This window comes from Oscillatoria sp. FACHB-1406, assembly GCF_014698145.1.
In the GTDB taxonomy this organism is placed as follows: domain Bacteria; phylum Cyanobacteriota; class Cyanobacteriia; order Cyanobacteriales; family Spirulinaceae; genus FACHB-1406.
In genome coordinates this window covers 106889-120939 of sequence record NZ_JACJSM010000008.1, presented here as the reverse complement: position 1 = coordinate 120939, position 14051 = coordinate 106889, and the positions used below count along the sequence as shown (strand labels likewise).

Here is a 14051-nt window from a genome sequence, read left to right as displayed (position 1 = left end):
AAAGTCGGATAAAATCGGATTAAGTGTTGTGAAACTTAAAAAGTCGGATAAGATCGGATTAAGCTCAGCTAAACGGCAACATCCGATCGATGGAAGTGGAAGAAATCATTAAGCTTGCAGATCGCCTTATTTTTCGGCAAACGAATAAACATCTTGACGATCTTCAACTAGCGATATTGCGAGAAACATTTCAAGGGAAGAGATACATTAAGATCGCTGAAGAGCGCGATCTTACTGAAGGTCACGTCAAAGATGCTGCTTGCCAATTGTGGAAAATACTGTCAAAAGAATTAGGAGAAGATGTAAAAAAATCCAATTTCCGCGCCACAATGGAACGCTTGCGATACTCTAATATTTCGCATTTTGGGAAGGATATCGTACAACATATTGGTGATGTCAATGTTTGCACCAATCCCTCAAAAACTGGGGACGGCACTAATCAAACGCAGCCAACTTCGCTTCGCACCCAGATAGATTTAGGAAATGCACCAGAGGTTGTCCGTTTTTACGGAAGAACGGAAGAACTCGCCATTCTGGAACGCTGGATTGTTGAAAAACGCTGTCGCCTCACGACGATTGTAGGGATGAATGGAATTGGGAAAACGTCTCTTGCGGTGCGATTAGTCGAACAGATTAAGACTCACTTCGATCGCGCGATCTATCGCAGTCTGCGTTTTGCTCCTTCCCTTGAAACAAGGCTAACCGATTTGCTGCAATTCCTCTCCAATTCCGATAAAGTTTCTCAAACGATGGAGGGAAAACTGTCGCAACTTCTTGAAGTTTTGCGGCGCGATCGCGTCTTTGTTATTCTAGATGACATACACGCCTTGTTCGGCAGCGGACAACTTGCGGGATGTTACCAACCCGATTGCAAAAATTATCAGGAACTCTTCAAGCTGGTTGCGGAAGTTTCTCACAACAGTTGTTTTGTCGCGATCGGTTGGGAAAAACCCCGAGAGTTTTTCCAATGGGAAGGAGATCGCGCTCCAGTTTACTCCTTGCGCCTCCAAGGTTTGGGAACTATCGCTCGAGAAATTCTCAGGGATAAAGAATTAGCTGATGAGGAACATTGGGCAATCCCGATCGAAACTTATCAAGGTAATCCACTTTGGTTGAAAGACGTAGCAACCCCAATTAAAACCTTGTTTCGAGGCAGCATTACTGAATTTTGCCGTCATGAAACTCTATTTTTAGGAGCAGTGCTGAAAGGGAATTTAGAACGGCAATTTCAGCGTTTGTCAGAATTGGAAAAAAATATTCTATTTTGGCTGAGCCAACACAATAAACCTGTCGCGATCGCGCAACTCCTCGAAGCTAATCTTGCCGACTTGAGTACGTTGTTGAGTGCTATCCAGTCTTTAGAGCAACGTTGCTGGTTAACAATTCAAGATCGGGAGAATCAAATTCAGTTCGTTCTTCCCCCCATACTGGCACAATTTGTAACCCAGATATCCCGTAGCTTGGATTAAATGAAGTGCGAACTATTGCTCGTCGATCGCTTCATTTTTAGGCATGGGTTATAATATTCTATACAGTCTTTTTAGGTGGGGAGTAATGCGATGACGCTTCAAAAGTTAGAACCCGAATTACTTGCCTTAACGCCAAACGAGAAAGTACAGGCAATTCAAATCCTCGCTCGAAGTTTAGGAAATTCTTGGCGTGGAATCGAGAAAATCCCAGGGGTATGCGGTGGAGATGCTTGTATTAGTGGAACTCGAATCCCTGTTTGGGTTTTAGTTAATGCTCGCGATTTAGGGATTAGCGAAGCTCAACTTTTGAAAGACTATCCAACTTTGTCTGCAACCGACTTAGCCAATGCTTGGGTTTATGCGGCAGCCTATACAGAGGAAATAGCGACAGCTATTTGGGAGAATGAAGAATAATGGCTCGTTTATATGCAGACGAACAGTTCTTTTGCTATCTAAGTTAATTTTTTTAAGAAGTCAATTCGGGGTGAAAGTGCAGATGGCGATGAGTAGGTATCGTGCCATTTGTTGAGCGGTGGTGAGCGTGGTGTTCGTCGTGAATGTGTTCGTGTTCGTGCCACAGTCCGTTATTCGCCATTCTTCCCCGCGTTGGATTGAAGGCAAAACGAACGAGGATTAGTAGTACAGCACTTATCAAACTACTATAGAAAAAACTTTGGGCGGGAAAATGACTGCCCATCCATCCAGCTAAGGGATAGGAAAAAGCCCACCATAAGTGACTCCAAGCAAAGTGAGCGCCGTAAACTCTTCCTTGAATTTCAACCGCAACGCGATCGGCTATTAAGGTTTGAGTGGGAAGATTGACGAGGGTTTGTCCGATTCCCGCGATCGCCCACAATACTAGCAATCCTCCTAAATTAGCAACATTAGCAGGCAGGAGCGCTAAAGTGAGTAAGATGATACCGATGCCTACGAACTTAGTTTTTCGATAGGAGCGATCTAAGTTTCCTAAGCCCACAGACGCGATCGTTGCCCCAATCCCAAAGGCTGCCATTACCCATCCATATTCGACTTTTCCGAGGTTCAAAGTTCCCCGAACGTAACTAACAGTATTGACCAGAATTTGCGCGCCAGAAATGGCGGCTACGAGTTGTACGAAAAGGGCGTAACGAATCGGTGGATCGCTGAATAGACAATTCGTTCCGAGACCCAGGTCTTTGAACATTTTGCCGATGGTTCTGCGTTCGTCTTGAGGCTGAATTACAGCGAGTTTTCCGGGTAAAGTGAGGAGTAAAAAAGCGGCACTGAGAAAAGTCAATCCATCGATGAAAAATACCGATCGCGTACCGACAAAAGCCGCAACGCTTCCGGCTAAACCCGGCCCTAAAACACCGAGTAACTGATAAGTCGTACTCGAAAGCGCGATCGCGTTGGGGTAGTCATCTTTCCCCGTTACGAAGGGAATAGTTGCGGTATAAGTCGGGGTAAAAAATGCACCCACAACATTGAGCGCCAGCACGAGGGCGTAAATGTGCCAGATTTGGGTAACAAAGGGAAACAAACACACCGCGATCGCGCGTAAAATATGGGTCAGTATCATCATCTGCTTGCGATCGCACCGATCCGCGATCGCGCCAGCAACCGGCGACAAAATCGCAAACGCCATCACTCGCAGCGTCAGCGCCCCAGACAAAATCGCTGCCGCCTTCCCACCCCCAACCTCAAAAGCTAACAGTGCTAACCCCAACCAAGTAAAAGCATCTCCAACCAAATTAATAGTTTGTGCCAGGTAAAGTCTGGCAAATTGGGGATTTTTTAAACATTCCAGCAATCGAGGCATGGCGGTCATCGATCTGAATCGGCACACTTAATGTTATGATAGGCGGTTTTCCAACTCCCCTGAAGCACTGCCGTTTCTTTTAAGGCAAATAAGCTCTCGTGCTTCTCCCAAATGCAAAATCGTGTCAAAATCAAACCTAGGACACCTTTTTAACTCCGTTATGGCTGACAAACTGAAGAAAGGAAGCTTTGTGCGCGTCTCGCGCGAGAAATTAGATAATAGTCTCGAAGCGAAAGCCAGCGATAACCGGTTTTCGTCTTATCTGTTTGAAAGCAAAGGCGAAATCCTCGAACTAAACGATGAGTACGCCTTAGTCAAATTTTACGTGCCAACTCCCAATATTTGGTTGCGTCTCGACCAACTCGAAGCCGCTTAATCTGGCTCTCATTTCAATTTTCGTTGCAGTCCTCAACACCCTAAGTTACCTTGGACGATTCTTATCCGATTTATCTCAATCGCGTGGCGCGACTGACTCGCCACACTACCCTTCGCTCCCAATTAGCAGGGTTGCAAACTTCACCGAAGTTTAAGGACGGGAAAGCCGTTTCTTTCCCGGGTTACAGCGTTGTCGTGCCGTTATGGGAAGGGGGCGAAGAAGTTGCCGCCCTTACCACTCAACTAGCACAAGCGCAGCAAAAACTGATCGAGCAGTTGGATGACGGTTTAATAGTTCCCGTCAATCCGGATAGCTTTCATTTGACGGTGGCCGATTTGATTTGGGATGAAGCTTATCGCGAAGCGGTCGAGCAACAACCTAATTATGAGGAGCAGTTGCGCGCGGCGATCGCGCAATCTTTTACTCGTTGCGCCCCCACTGTCAGCCAAGATCGACCGATTCCCTTACAAGTGCTGGGCTTGATGCTGCGTCCTCGCGCGATTATGGCGGCTTTAGTCCCGCAAAGCGAGGATGGTTACGATCGCATCTTGCATCTGCGCCGCACGCTCTATCAAAATTCGGAGTTGATGCGTCTGGGAATCGAACAGCAGTACGATTTTACGGGTCATATTACTCTCGGTTATTTTGGCAAAATTTCACCGAATTTAGACCGCGATCGCGTTGCTGAGGTTTTGAGCGCTTTGAACGAAGAATGGCTCGAAATCGAACTGCCTTCGCCCCTTGCGACGCGCGTGCAGTTGTGCAAGTTCGATCATATGAATCGCTTCTATCGAGAACCGGATTGGCCGGAATTAGCCCTTTGAGCGAGTTGAATCATCCGATTCTCACTCAAAGTTTTGCCGCGATCGATCGCGAAGTCGGCGATCATTCCTTGAATGAGGCAGAATACGCGATCGCGCGGCGCGTCATTCACAGTACCGCCGATTTCGACTTTCTCCACCTGCTGCAATTCAGTCCCGGCGCGATTTCCTCCGGAATTAACGCCCTCCAACAAGGCGTTCCTATCGTCGTCGATGTCAGTATGGTAGAACGCGGCATTGTGGGGATGGTGGCGAAAACCACGCAAAATCCCGTTATGATTGCCGTCGATCGCGCTCCCGTCGCTGAGGGGGGCAAAACTCGCACTGAAACCGGCTTGCTGCGCTGTTTCGAGCAATATCCCGAAGCCATTTACGCGATCGGCAATGCCCCCACCGCCCTCCTCGCACTGTGCGCCGAACTCCCCCATTCCACCTTCCAACCCGCCCTCATCATCGGCGCGCCCGTCGGCTTCATTTCCGTCCTTGAAGCCAAGCAAGCGCTAAAAAATACGCCCGTTCCTCAAATTCGCGTTGAAGGGCGTAAAGGCGGTTCTCCGGTGGCAGCGGCGATTGTTAATGCGTTGCTCGTTCTCGCCTCGGAACAGATGTAGGGACGCTGTATAAGAGCGTCCCTACGAAGTCATGAGGAGCGAATTAACCTAACGTTGCTAAAACATCCTGGGCGTGGGATGCGGTATTAACTTTCTCATCGACGTGGGTAATCGTCCCCTCCCCATCGATGATATAAGTAACGCGCTTGGCATAGCCGCCGCCTTCGACATCATACGCTTTGGTAATTGCCCCATCGCTATCGACCAGCAACTGGAACGGCAAACCGTACTTTTCTTTGAACTTTTGGTGGGACGCTTCATCGTCCATACTCACGCCCAGCACCACCATATCTTTTCCCTGATACTGCTCGTAGTTATCGCGGAAGCTTTGGGCTTGCTTGGTACAGCCGGGAGTGTCATCTTTAGGATAAAAGTACAGGACGACCACTTTTCCGGCGAAATCGGATAAAGAAACGGTGTTGCCCATGTCGTCGGTGGTGGTAAATTCAGGTGCTTTGGTTCCTGCTTTTAAAGCCATAATAATCTTGCGCGTTTTAATTTCAGGGTTTTTATTGAGATTCCTTTGAATTGTACCGAAAAAGTCTTAAGGTCATACCAATTCCCTCATCCCCCCATCACCCCGTCACCCCATCTCCCCTCATTATTCATCACTCACCACGTACCATTCATAATTCATCACTCACCATTCATAATTCACCATTCCCCCATCACCCCTCATTATTCATCACTCACCATTCATAATTCACCATTCCCCCATCACCCCTCATTATTCATAATTCATCACTCACCATTCATAATTCACCATTCCCCCATCACCCCTCATAATTCATCACTCACCACTCACCATTCATAATTCATCACTCATCATTCATAATTCACCATTCCCCCATCACCCCCTACTACTCTGCCCAGCGCCGCAGTAAGTTGGAGTAAGTTTTCGAGATTAAATCGAACTCTAAGGTTTTTCCTTCTTTAGCAAAGATCGATCGCCGCACGGTGTCGAGGTCGAACAGGAGTTCGCGATCGCGGGGATCGCGCAGCAGACTTTGCACCCAGCCCACCGCCGCCCATCGCGTTCCCGCCGTAACGGTTTCGACGCGATGCAAGCTAGAGGAGGGATACACAATCGCCGAACCCGCTTCGAGTTTGTAGCTGCGTTCGCCGTCGCCCTCCTCAATAACCAATTCGCCGCCTTCGTAGCTGTCGGGCGGACTGAGAAATAAGGTAAAGGAAACATCCGCGCGCCAGAATGCTTCCTTGCCCATGAAAGCATTATCGACGTGGGTTCCGTAGGACATCCCGCGATCGTAGCGACTGAAGAGGATTGTATGAATTTTCTTCGGGTTTACGGCGGCTTGAAAGAGGGCGTTGCGAGCGAACGCTTGGGAGACGAACTCCTGTGCTTCCTGGGTTTCGGGCGCATCGCGATCGAGTTGTAAATTGTTTTTAACGCTCTTGGCGTACCATCCCGCCGTCGTTTTACCATCGACGGGAACGACGCGCTCTAGCAAACCTTTGAGCGAGTCTAATTCTTCCAGCGCAAGCACGCCATCCATCAGGAGAATCATTTTTGAGAACTATTAGCATTATAGGATTTGGCGATTGTCCCAGGTTTTCCTGCTGACAGCAACGCGCGATCGCTCTTTTATCCTTATAAATTCGACGATTCCCGATTATCCCTCATTATCTTTGCTGCAAAATCTCTTAGTTACTCTATTATTTAAAAGAGAATTATTACTAAGAGTTGTCCGAGGTAGACAAAATTAGGCTGTCTCCCGAACACTGACACGCTCGACTCAATGTGTAAGGCAAGAATAGAAAATGAAGCACTCCAAAACAGTTGAATTGTTCCTGGCTTTAGGCTTATCTGCGACGCTGGTCGCTTGCGGTTCCGGTGGGGGATCCCCAGAAGCAGGCGAAAGCGGCGGTAGCACGCCCGATAAAGTCGAGTCTCAGCAAAAAAGTAACGAAGGCGGTCAAAGCACTCCCGCTACAAAGGAATCCGAGAAAAAGAATGATGAAGGGGGTGAAGGCGGCGAAGGCTAATTGAGGGCGCGCATTGATGAAGTAGTAGAAATGATTGCGCGTCTTTAGATGATTTATCCTGATTTTTGCTGCTGTACTCGGACTGATATAGTAGAATTTTTGGCAATTGGTTCGACAAAAAACTTAATACGGTTAAGTCGCCGAACCCAGAATATCCTTAGTTTCAACCGAGCGGGGTATTTGGGTTCACTGAACGCTCTCGTGAGAGTGCCAGTCGCCAATCATTAAAATCAATAAAATCAATGTGTGAGGATTAAAATCATGCGATCGAAGACCGTCCAATTGTTTCTAGCGATAAGCTTAGCTGCTACCCTCGGTGCTTGCACTCAAACCAGCGACACCGCAACGCCAGATGCAGGAACCACCAGTCCGGCGGCAAGCACTGAATCGCCAGCGAAAGACAGTGCAGCTAAAGCGGGCGAAGCGGCTAAAGAAGCGGGTGCTGCGGCTAAGGAAAGCGCGGCTAAAGCGGGCGAAGCGGCTAAAGAAGCGGGTGCTGCGGCTGGTGCTGCGGCAAAAGATAGCGCCGCTAAAACAGGCGAAGCTGCTAAAGAAACCGGTGCGGCAGCGAAGGAAACAGCGGGCGACGCAGCCAAAAAAGCGGGCGACGCGGCAGAGAAAGCAGGCGACGCAGCTAAAAAAGCAGGCAACGAAGCAGAGAAAGCAGGCGACGCAGCTAAGAAAGAGAGTAAAAACTAGGAGCCTGCTTGCGAAATTCGTAAATCTCGCAGCGCTATAGGGAGACTCTTGGAAGTGCCGACTTCAGCACTTTCTTTAGCTGTCCCCGAAGGTTCTCAGTAAGACGACAAAACCGTTCCTAATAACTTGGGGACGGTTTTGTTCGGGAACGTACTGTTACTCGATCGAAACGTGCTGTAATTTCGCTTGTTTGTATCCAAGAGTACAGCCGAATTCCGTAAAAGTCTCTCAGAATAGAGAAACTGTCCCAAGATAGAGCAAGTTTGCAGTGATTGATACTCTTTGGCTGATTGGTTGCTCTGGCTTGGTTTTTCTGATGCAACCAGGCTTTATGTGCCTGGAGTCGGGACTCACGCGCTCAAAAAATAGCATCAACGTTGCTGTTAAGAACCTAGCAGATTTCGGCGTTTCCGCCCTATTATTTTGGGGTTTTGGATACGCCTTAATGTTTGGAGTTTCTCGTTCGGGGTGGATTGGTTCGACTGGGTTCTCTTTTAGCGTCGAGTCCGCTCCGGCCATAGCAACTTACTTTTTATTCCAGATGATGTATTGCGGCACAGCGACCACGATTGTATCGGGGGCTGTTGCCGAGCGTCTTAAATTTCCGGCTTACTTAATCGTTACCGTTCTCATTTCGGGGCTGATTTACCCCATCTTCGGTCACTGGGCCTGGAAAGGCACGCATACCGACCCTTCCCTCGGCTGGCTCAAGCAGATGGGATTCATTGATTTTGCGGGTTCGACGGTCGTTCACAGCGTCGGTGGGTGGGTTTCCCTGGCGGTGTTACTGATTGTCGGGCCGAGAATGGGACGTTTTGCCGATGATGGAGCCGTTCGGAAAATCCAAGGTGCTAATCTTCCCTTATCGGTATTGGGGGCGATGTTGCTTTGGATTGGTTGGTTGGGGTTCAACGGCGGCAGTCTGTTCGTCCTCAATTACGAAGTCGCTGGAATTATCGTTAAAACTATTCTCGCGGGTTCTGCGGGTATGGTTTCTGGATCGATGCTTTCCTGGATGCTGCGCAAGCATCCGGAAGTCGAGTCGATGGTGAATGGTTCCCTCGCCGGACTCGTTTCGATTACTGCCTGTTGCCATGTTGTTTCGACAACCGATGCCGCGATTATTGGCGCGATCGGCAGTATTATCGCGATCGCGGTCAGCCTGCTCTTACAGCGCTTTCGCATTGACGATGCGGTGGATGCTGTTGCCGTTCATGTCGGCGCTGGCGTTTGGGGAACGCTCGCCGTGGCACTCTTTGGAGACCCGGAACGCTGGCAGACGGGACTGACGCGCGCGGAGCAATTAGGCGTGCAGTTGTGGGGAATTAGCGCTGCTTTTCTGTGGGCTTTTGGCGTAACCTTCGTCTTGGTTTACGCGATTAATACTATCTTCGGCTTGCGCGTTTCTCCCGATGAAGAAGAAATGGGACTGAATGTATCCGAACACCGCGCTACAACAGAAACCTACGCGCTGCTCGAAGCAATGGAAGAGCAAGCGCTGACCAAAGATTTAAGCCTGCGCGTTCCCGTCGAACCCTTCACGGATGTCGGACGCATTGCCTCTCGCTACAATCAAGTGATGGAAGCGATGGAAGAGGCTGTAACGCGCACTGAAGCAGTCGTCCAAGCCGCGAGCGATGCGATTATCACGTTTTCTACGCCAACACTGGAAATTATTAGTGCTAATCCCAGTGCTGAAAAAATTTTTGGCTACTCCCGCTCCGAACTCATCGGAATGCCTATCGATAAATTAATGGGTTGGTCGGAGAGTAGCATTGCCAACAAAGCTCGTTTATTGAGCAAGTTATTGGATAGGTCTTGGTCGGAGGTTGTCGGACATCGGGCGAGTGGTGCGGTGTTTCCGTTGGAAGTTAGTCTAGCTCGCGTGCAAGTGGGTTCGCGTTCGTTTTATATGGGTACGCTGCGCGATATTACCGAACGCAAGCAGGCGGAGGAAACGGCTCGCGCGCGCGAGAAAAGCGAAAAATTGGAACAAGCGTTGGAAAAGTTGCAACGCACGCAAACGCAGTTAATTCAAAGCGAAAAGATGTCGAGTTTGGGGCAGATGGTGGCGGGTGTCGCCCACGAGATCAACAATCCCGTTAATTTTATTTACGGCAATCTCGTTTATGCGAAGAATTATGCTAGAGACTTGCTGCATTTAGTTTCGCTTTATCAGCAAGAGTATCCCACGCCGCCTTCAGAGATTAAAAGAACTATCGAAGATATCGATCTGGAGTTTCTTAGGGACGATTTTTTGAAGTTACAAGATTCTTTGTTGGTGGGGGCAGAACGCATTCAAGAAATTGTGGCTTCGCTGCGCACGTTTTCGCGCTTGGATGAAGCGGAGGTGAAGCAGGTTGATATCCATGAAGGGATTGAGAGTACGTTGATGATTTTGCAAAATCGCTTTAAGAACTTTGCCCACAAACTGGGAAGCGACAGTCCGGGATTGAATGTTGTGAAGCATTATGGGGAGTTACCGCGAATTGAATGCTATGCGGGACAACTCAATCAAGTGTTTATGAATTTGTTGAGCAATTCGATTGATGCGCTCGAAAGTGTTTGGGCGGATGGGTGGAAATCGAACGGGCATAAAGCGCCGACGATTTGGATCGAAACGCGCGCGATCGCGCCAGACCGGATTGGGATTAAAATTGCCGATAATGGCCCCGGTATCGAACCGGACGTAACTCAGAAATTATTCGATCCCTTTTTCACCACTAAACCTGTGGGTAAGGGGACGGGTTTGGGGCTATCGATTAGCTATCAAATTGTCGTCGAACGGCACGGCGGCGAGATGACTTGTCATTCGGAGTTGGGCAGAGGCGCGGAGTTTAATATCGAAATTCCGGTGCAGCAGCGTTAATCTCAATCAGAGAAGCCCGATTCTTAGCATAAATCGGGCTTCTTGGCAAGGGGGTATCGGCGATTTATCCCACCCTCGTTTATTTTTTCAATTTTTTGTCGCGGTCTTGACGGCGGCGATCGCGCCACTCCATGATGGTTAAGTACGCAATACCGGCGCTAACGAGGACGAGCAGCCCCAACGCAGCTAAAAAGAGGGTATTGAGAATTGAACTCGTTTCCACAATCTAAAACCCGTTTCGTCCCCAGACAACCATCGCGATCGACCATGTAAACAGCGAGAGCAATCCAACCCAACCCAGTGTCAAGATATCCATAAGTTTTGCGTTAAAACCATCGATTTCAAACAAGTTACCTTCTATCTTATCATTAGGCGGAAGCCAAAATTCAGAATTCAAAGCGAGCTTCCCAGGCGACTCCCAGCTATTTTGAACGGTCTGTTTCGATGGGAGCAAGTCACGTTTGTCGCCCTCTCCCTAAATCCCTCTCCCAACTTTGGGAGAGGGACTTTGAGGCTACTCCCCTTCGCCCAAGGTTGGGAGAAGGGGCCGGGGGATGAGGGCGATCGCGGCGCAAGTTTGACCTGCTCCCGTTTCGATTTCCACCCGCCTTTGTGCCGCAAACCCGCAAAAAGGGGATTCTAAGATAAACGCAAGCGCACTAATAGATCGTGCAATGCTGCTTTCGCTGAGGGGACGACCGGTAAAAAAGTCTCTTCTGCGGCTGCTTGTAAGCGAGCTTGCAGTTGCTCGTATTCCCGCTGATGGAACTCGATATCCTGACTCGCTAACGTCGATTGTTCTTGTCCTTGTAACTTTCGAGCGACCAATTCAGAAATATAACTCAGCTTAAATTCTTCATTGAGTTCGATTAAATTTGCATTAACATCCCCCGTTTGCATTAAATGAATTCCGGTGAGCAACGTGCGGTAAACATAAAGCAAAGGTTTAAGGCGCGGGGGGTCTTCTTGCTGGAATGCTCGCCACTGCGTCCGCGCGAAACCGAGATAGTGATAGCTATGATAGCGCGTGATACAGCTTTTTGCGATCGCCTTTAACTCTTCATATTCGGGGGCAGCATGAAGAACTAGAGGCGAGAAAATCTGCTCCAAAACATAGCCATTTTTTTTCAGCAACATCTCGAACAACTTTTTGACATCGTGAGTAACGAGATCGAGTTCGAGAGTATTGTCCCGCACTTCAGAAACCTCAATAGTTTCGCGAAGGGGGTACAACCCGACGATTTCGCGTAGGGGAAGCAGATGGCTGCCCCGTAGGTCAAAATCGGAGTCTGGGGAGGGAAACCCGTAGAGGTGCGCCCCGCTGAGACTGGCAAATAAGAGCGGGTAAGGTTGAGATGCTGTAACTCGTAACAGTTGTGCAGTTGGGATGTGCATAGGGCTTTAACTTGTCGTCCTTCAATAGTTAGACATATCTATCGAGCGGCGATCGCTAAAGTCTGCATTTCGAGGGAGGGGCGATCGAAAATAGATGTTTAACCTAGAGTTATGAACACCAGTTTAGCTCCCTAATCGTTAGAATTCAATTGGCGGGCAACTGGGTCAGACTTTTATTACCCAGAGGGAGAACCAAGTAGCGTGTTTTTTCACAAAAAAGAGTTAATCCATAAGGATATTAATGTCAAGGATCCAGATCCGAAATTTGCTCAACTGCTTCTAGAGCAGTTTGGCGGTGCAACGGGGGAACTTTCGGCAGCTTTGCAATACTGGGTACAATCTTTTCATATCGAGAATCCCGGCATCAAAGATATGCTACAAGATATCGCCGTTGAAGAGTTCAGCCACTTAGAAATGATTGGCAAAATGATCGAAGTTCATACCAAAAATGTCGATCAAACTGAAGCCTTTAAAAGCACTTTGTTTGCCGTGCGCGGTCAAGGTCCCCACTTTTTAGATTCTCAAGGTGTGGCTTGGAGCGCTAGCTACCTCAACGAAGGCGGCGATGTTGTACGCGATTTGCGGGCAAATATTGCAGCAGAAGCAGGGGCGCGCCAAACTTATGAGGCATTAATTAAAATGGCTCCCGATGAAAATAGTAAAGAAATGCTCGTTCATTTACTGACTCGCGAAATTTCGCACACGAAAATGTTTATGAATGCGCTGGAATCTTTAGGGAAGCTAACTGACCCCTTCTTCGGGAATATTAAACCTGATGAAACCGTCGATATTTACTACAATTTATCGACAGAAGGAAAGCAAGGAACTGACGAGCGCGGATCCTGGAATAAAGAACCCGATTTTCGCTATATTGCAGATCCGATGAACGCCGATCTTAACGAAAAACAGAAGATTTCTTAGTCTAAGGATTTGTTCTGTAAATAGAATGGTGCGATCGCGGTTTTACCAAAACTTCGATCGCGCTTTATTTTTTAACAAAGAAAACTCATGAACCGTCCGCTCAATAAATTTGTCCTCTTTTCTTTATTGCTTTCGGTGATTTTAGCGCCGTTTGCAGGCTTAGCTCCCTTAATGATTTGTTTCTTAGTTCTGGGTTCGCTTTGGTTTTTTGGCTCTATTTTCCAGACGCTGTTCTGGGGAGACAAGGCGACGCTTGCGGAGGAAAGCAGTTCGGATATCTTAGAAAAATGACAATTGTAAGGAGCGAAAGTTCTTCGCTCTGACATGATGTCAAACGATGGAAGCATTACCTACAATTCATCAGGATTAACCCCCATCTGCCGCAATTTTTCTGCTAACAGTTGAGCTTTTTGTCGTTCCTGGGCTAAAGCAATTTCAGCTTGTTCGGCGCGCTGGCGAACTTCTTCGAGTTGCCGTTGGGCTTCGAGATAGGTTGCAAAAGGTTCGCCGTCAGGACGATACACCTGCAACGTTTCCTCGCTTAACTCAAAGCGAATCCCCACACGCGGACTCGTCCACCCTTGCATTTCTTCGATGACTTGAAGGTATGGCGCTCCTGTTTCTAGTATTTCTGACTGCTCGGGACGTATTAAACCGCTCAGTTCGTTCTTGTGCGGGTCATAGATATAATACTCTTCAACTCCGTGGAAGTTGTAAAAGAGCAGTTTTTTTGACATCTCCGTTTGCGTATTGCCGGGAGAGAGAATCTCAAACACGACTTGAGGGGCAATATTTTTCTCTTGCCATTGTTTGTAGGAACCTCGATAGCCTTTTCTTGCACCAAAAACAACCATGACATCGGGCGCTTGGCGCGTTTTCACTTGTCCTTCGATGGGATACCACAGTAAGTTTCCAGCCACAAACACTTCGGGACTATCGGCAAACAACCAATCGAGGTTGTAGTAAAACGTCATAATCCATTCAAACTGAAGCGTGTTGTCGGACATGGGTAAGCCGTCATCATCGGGGTAGACAATCGGAGAAGCGGTTGTTTTGGGGAGTTGGGCAACCATCGCGATCGGTAC

At 48.3% G+C, this 14051-nt stretch carries 17 protein-coding genes; 10 read left to right on the top strand and 7 right to left on the bottom strand.

Annotation, left to right across the window (positions count from 1 at the left end):
- Positions 1-89 precede the first annotated feature (89 nt).
- Both H6G50_RS10900 and H6G50_RS10895 read left to right on the top strand, forming a co-directional pair.
- The gene (locus tag H6G50_RS10900) at positions 90-1469 is read left to right on the top strand and encodes an ATP-binding protein (RefSeq protein WP_190716063.1); all 1380 of its coding nucleotides are present in this window, start codon (positions 90-92) and stop codon (positions 1467-1469) included.
- Between the two features lie 90 nt (positions 1470-1559).
- Complete coding sequence (locus H6G50_RS10895; RefSeq protein ID WP_190716061.1) at positions 1560-1883, top strand: DUF433 domain-containing protein; 324 nt, start codon at positions 1560-1562, stop codon at positions 1881-1883.
- 52 nt (positions 1884-1935) lie between these two features.
- On the opposite strand, the gene H6G50_RS10890 is transcribed toward H6G50_RS10895, so the two are convergent.
- Positions 1936-3276, bottom strand: a complete 1341-nt coding sequence (locus H6G50_RS10890) for an MFS transporter (RefSeq protein WP_190716059.1) — start codon at positions 3274-3276, stop codon at positions 1936-1938.
- Between the two features lie 151 nt (positions 3277-3427).
- Here H6G50_RS10890 and H6G50_RS10885 point away from each other — a divergent pair, with 151 nt between their 5' ends.
- The 3 genes from H6G50_RS10885 to H6G50_RS10875 are packed head-to-tail and all read left to right on the top strand — an operon-like array spanning position 3428 to position 5075.
- The gene (locus H6G50_RS10885) at positions 3428-3643 is read left to right on the top strand and encodes an NAD(P)H-quinone oxidoreductase subunit O (RefSeq protein ID WP_190716057.1); all 216 of its coding nucleotides are present in this window, start codon (positions 3428-3430) and stop codon (positions 3641-3643) included.
- Between the two features lie 50 nt (positions 3644-3693).
- Positions 3694-4467: a DUF1868 domain-containing protein gene (locus tag H6G50_RS10880; protein ID WP_190716055.1), complete on the top strand. Its 774-nt coding sequence runs from the start codon at positions 3694-3696 to the stop codon at positions 4465-4467.
- The gene (locus tag H6G50_RS10875; RefSeq protein ID WP_190716053.1) at positions 4464-5075 is read left to right on the top strand and encodes a cobalt-precorrin-8X methylmutase; all 612 of its coding nucleotides are present in this window, start codon (positions 4464-4466) and stop codon (positions 5073-5075) included. Before H6G50_RS10880 ends, H6G50_RS10875 begins: the two co-directional genes overlap by 4 nt.
- Positions 5076-5118: 43 nt before the next feature.
- Here the strand turns inward: H6G50_RS10875 and H6G50_RS10870 are convergent, their stop codons facing one another.
- Positions 5119-5553, bottom strand: a complete 435-nt coding sequence (locus H6G50_RS10870; protein WP_190716051.1) for a peroxiredoxin — start codon at positions 5551-5553, stop codon at positions 5119-5121.
- Between the two features lie 382 nt (positions 5554-5935).
- Positions 5936-6604, bottom strand: a complete 669-nt coding sequence (locus H6G50_RS10865; protein WP_190716049.1) for a Fe2+-dependent dioxygenase — start codon at positions 6602-6604, stop codon at positions 5936-5938.
- 253 nt (positions 6605-6857) lie between these two features.
- Here H6G50_RS10865 and H6G50_RS10860 point away from each other — a divergent pair, with 253 nt between their 5' ends.
- The 3 genes from H6G50_RS10860 (at position 6858) to amt (ending at position 10650) form a co-directional block, all read left to right on the top strand.
- Positions 6858-7082, top strand: coding sequence for a hypothetical protein (locus H6G50_RS10860; RefSeq protein ID WP_190716047.1), 225 nt, complete (start codon positions 6858-6860; stop codon positions 7080-7082).
- Positions 7083-7343: 261 nt separating this feature from the next.
- Entirely contained in the window at positions 7344-7781 is a 438-nt protein-coding gene (locus H6G50_RS10855) for a hypothetical protein (protein ID WP_190716045.1), read from the top strand.
- A gap of 268 nt (positions 7782-8049) precedes the next feature.
- Complete coding sequence (gene amt, locus H6G50_RS10850) at positions 8050-10650, top strand: ammonium transporter (protein WP_190716044.1); 2601 nt, start codon at positions 8050-8052, stop codon at positions 10648-10650.
- 79 nt (positions 10651-10729) lie between these two features.
- On the opposite strand, the gene H6G50_RS10845 is transcribed toward amt, so the two are convergent.
- The 3 genes from H6G50_RS10845 to H6G50_RS10835 form a co-directional block, all read right to left on the bottom strand.
- Entirely contained in the window at positions 10730-10873 is a 144-nt protein-coding gene (locus H6G50_RS10845) for a hypothetical protein (protein ID WP_190716042.1), read from the bottom strand.
- 3 nt (positions 10874-10876) lie between these two features.
- Complete coding sequence (gene petN, locus H6G50_RS10840; protein ID WP_190716040.1) at positions 10877-10966, bottom strand: cytochrome b6-f complex subunit PetN; 90 nt, start codon at positions 10964-10966, stop codon at positions 10877-10879.
- Positions 10967-11289: 323 nt separating this feature from the next.
- Positions 11290-12045: a nucleotidyltransferase domain-containing protein gene (locus tag H6G50_RS10835; protein ID WP_190716038.1), complete on the bottom strand. Its 756-nt coding sequence runs from the start codon at positions 12043-12045 to the stop codon at positions 11290-11292.
- Positions 12046-12246: 201 nt separating this feature from the next.
- On the opposite strand from H6G50_RS10835, the gene H6G50_RS10830 reads away from it, so the two are divergent.
- Positions 12247-12966 (top strand): manganese catalase family protein, encoded by a 720-nt coding sequence (locus tag H6G50_RS10830; protein WP_190716036.1) that lies wholly within the window; start codon positions 12247-12249, stop codon positions 12964-12966.
- Positions 12967-13053: 87 nt separating this feature from the next.
- On the top strand, positions 13054-13257 hold the full coding sequence (locus tag H6G50_RS10825; protein ID WP_190716034.1) for a hypothetical protein: 204 nt from the start codon (positions 13054-13056) through the stop codon (positions 13255-13257).
- Between the two features lie 59 nt (positions 13258-13316).
- Here the strand turns inward: H6G50_RS10825 and H6G50_RS10820 are convergent, their stop codons facing one another.
- Positions 13317-14039, bottom strand: coding sequence for a Uma2 family endonuclease (locus tag H6G50_RS10820; RefSeq protein WP_190716032.1), 723 nt, complete (start codon positions 14037-14039; stop codon positions 13317-13319).
- Between the last annotated feature and the right edge of the window lie 12 nt (positions 14040-14051).

Excerpts from the sequence above, each read along its gene's own strand:
- H6G50_RS10900 (WP_190716063.1), top strand. The coding sequence starts at position 90 with ATGGAAGTGGAAGAAATCATTAAGCTTGCAGATCGCCTTATTTTTCGG.
- H6G50_RS10895 (WP_190716061.1), top strand. The coding sequence starts at position 1,560 with ATGACGCTTCAAAAGTTAGAACCCGAATTACTTGCCTTAACGCCAAAC.
- H6G50_RS10890 (WP_190716059.1), bottom strand. The coding sequence starts at position 3,276 with ATGACCGCCATGCCTCGATTGCTGGAATGTTTAAAAAATCCCCAATTT.
- H6G50_RS10885 (WP_190716057.1), top strand. The coding sequence starts at position 3,428 with ATGGCTGACAAACTGAAGAAAGGAAGCTTTGTGCGCGTCTCGCGCGAG.
- H6G50_RS10870 (WP_190716051.1), bottom strand. The coding sequence starts at position 5,553 with ATGGCTTTAAAAGCAGGAACCAAAGCACCTGAATTTACCACCACCGAC.
- H6G50_RS10865 (WP_190716049.1), bottom strand. The coding sequence starts at position 6,604 with ATGATTCTCCTGATGGATGGCGTGCTTGCGCTGGAAGAATTAGACTCG.
- H6G50_RS10860 (WP_190716047.1), top strand. The coding sequence starts at position 6,858 with ATGAAGCACTCCAAAACAGTTGAATTGTTCCTGGCTTTAGGCTTATCT.
- H6G50_RS10855 (WP_190716045.1), top strand. The coding sequence starts at position 7,344 with ATGCGATCGAAGACCGTCCAATTGTTTCTAGCGATAAGCTTAGCTGCT.
- petN (WP_190716040.1), bottom strand. The coding sequence starts at position 10,966 with ATGGATATCTTGACACTGGGTTGGGTTGGATTGCTCTCGCTGTTTACA.
- H6G50_RS10835 (WP_190716038.1), bottom strand. The coding sequence starts at position 12,045 with ATGCACATCCCAACTGCACAACTGTTACGAGTTACAGCATCTCAACCT.
- H6G50_RS10825 (WP_190716034.1), top strand. The coding sequence starts at position 13,054 with ATGAACCGTCCGCTCAATAAATTTGTCCTCTTTTCTTTATTGCTTTCG.
- H6G50_RS10820 (WP_190716032.1), bottom strand. The coding sequence starts at position 14,039 with ATGGTTGCCCAACTCCCCAAAACAACCGCTTCTCCGATTGTCTACCCC.